This is a genomic window from Blautia sp. AF14-40 (assembly GCF_003479665.1).
GTDB classification, from domain to species: domain Bacteria; phylum Bacillota; class Clostridia; order Lachnospirales; family Lachnospiraceae; genus Fusicatenibacter; species Fusicatenibacter saccharivorans.
This window is the reverse complement of record NZ_QUHK01000007.1, coordinates 158,442-160,656: the sequence shown is the minus strand read 5'-3', so window position 1 is coordinate 160,656 and position 2,215 is coordinate 158,442. Positions and strand designations below refer to the sequence as shown.

Below are 2,215 nucleotides of genomic sequence, written 5' to 3'. Positions count from 1 at the left end.
CAGTCCATCCCGGTCCTCTCGTACTAAGGACAGCTCCTCTCAAATATCCTACGCCCACGCCGGATAGGGACCGAACTGTCTCACGACGTTCTGAACCCAGCTCGCGTACCGCTTTAATGGGCGAACAGCCCAACCCTTGGGACCTACTACAGCCCCAGGATGCGATGAGCCGACATCGAGGTGCCAAACCACTCCGTCGATGTGAACTCTTGGGAGTGATAAGCCTGTTATCCCCAGGGTAGCTTTTATCCGTTGAGCGATGGCATTCCCACTTAATACCACCGGATCACTAAGTCCTACTTTCGTACCTGCTCCACCCGTCGGTGTCGCAGTCAAGCTCCCTTCTGCCTTTGCACTCTTCGAATGGTTTCCGACCATTCTGAGGGAACCTTTGAGCGCCTCCGATACCCTTTCGGAGGCGACCGCCCCAGTCAAACTCCCCGTCTGGCATTGTCCCCCGGCCTGATAAAGGCCGCTGGTTAGAAGCCCAGCAGCACAAGGGTGGTATCCCAACAATGGCTCCCCTGAAACTGGCGTTCCAGGTTCACAGCCTCCCCCCTATCCTGTACATGTACTGCCGGACCCCAGTACCAAACTGGAGTAAAGCTCCATGGGGTCTTTCCGTCCTGGCGCGGGTAACCAGCATCTTCACTGGTACTTCAATTTCACCGGATGCATTGTCGAGACAGCGCTCAAATCATTACGCCTTTCGTGCGGGTCGGAACTTACCCGACAAGGAATTTCGCTACCTTAGGACCGTTATAGTTACGGCCGCCGTTTACTGGGGCTTAAATTCAAAGCTTCGCTTGCGCTAACCTCTCCTCTTAACCTTCCAGCACCGGGCAGGCGTCAGCCCATATACCTCACCTTACGGTTTTGCATAGACCTGTGTTTTTGCTAAACAGTTGCTTGAGCCTATTCTCTGCGGCCAACTCTCGTTGGCACCCCTTCTCCCGAAGTTACGGGGTCATTTTGCCGAGTTCCTTAACAATGCTTCTTCCGCCGGCCTTAGGATTCTCTCCTCATCCACCTGTGTCGGTTTACGGTACGGGTATCTTAAAAACAATAGCGGCTTTTCTTGATTCATGGCTCACACACTTCCCTACTCTAGTTCGGTCCGCATCACGCCTTTGGATTGCCACACGGATTTTCCTATGTGACTCCTCCTTCGCTTGCACGCGGCTTTCCGTTCCGCGCCTGTGCTCTCCACAAATGTCCCCACAGTTCTGTTTTAAGATAGTGCAGGAATCTCAACCTGCTGTCCATCGGATACGCATTTCTGCCTCTCCTTAGGCCCCGACTTACCCAGGGCAGATCAGCTTTACCCTGGAAACCTTGGATATTCGGCCGAGAGGATTCCCACCTCTCTCTCGCTACTCATTCCGGCATTCTCTCTTCCTGGCACTCCACAGCTCCTTCCGGTACTGCTTCTTCGCGCCAGTAATGCTCCTCTACCATATCCTTACGGATATCCTGTGCTTCGGTGTCGTGTTTCAGCCCCGGACATTTTCGGCGCAGGACCTCTCGACTAGTGAGCTATTACGCACTCTTTGAATGTGTGGCTGCTTCTGAGCCAACATCCTAGTTGTCTTCGAAATCCCACATCCTTTTCCACTTAACACGTACTTTGGGACCTTAGCAGCAGGTCTGGGCTCTTTCCCTTTTGACTGCCCAACTTATCTCGTGCAGTCTGACTCCCGATGAGCATCTTTACGGCATTCGGAGTTTGATATCCCTTGGTAAGCTTTGACGCCCCCTTAGAAATTCAGTGCTCTACCTCCGTAAGACTCCATCGAGGCTAGCCCTAAAGCTATTTCGAGGAGAACCAGCTATCTCCGGGTTCGATTGGAATTTCTCCCCTACCCACCCCGCATCGCCACCCTTTTCAACGGATGTGCGTTCGGCCCTCCCCTACCTCTTACGGCAGCTTCAGCCTGGACATGGGGAGATCACCCGGTTTCGGGTCTACTCTTACTGACTCTGCGCCCTCTTAAGACTTGGTTTCCCTTCGGCTCCGCACCTTGAGTGCTTAACCTTGCCAGTAAACGTAACTCGCCGGACCGTTCTACAAAGAGTACGCGGTTGTGCACATAAGGCACTTGCACAGCTTGTAAACACAGGGTTTCAGGTTCTCTTTCCCTCCCCTCCCGGGGTCCTTTTCCCCTTTCCTTCACAGTACTATGCGCTATCGGTCACTGAGGAGTATTTAGCCTTG

The 2,215-nt window shown here is 53.4% G+C and carries 1 rRNA gene (running past one end of the window); it reads right to left on the bottom strand.

Annotation, left to right across the window (positions count from 1 at the left end):
• Positions 1-2,215, bottom strand: a 23S ribosomal RNA gene (locus tag DWW13_RS07755); its annotated part runs 454 nt beyond the window's last position; the annotation flags it as partial.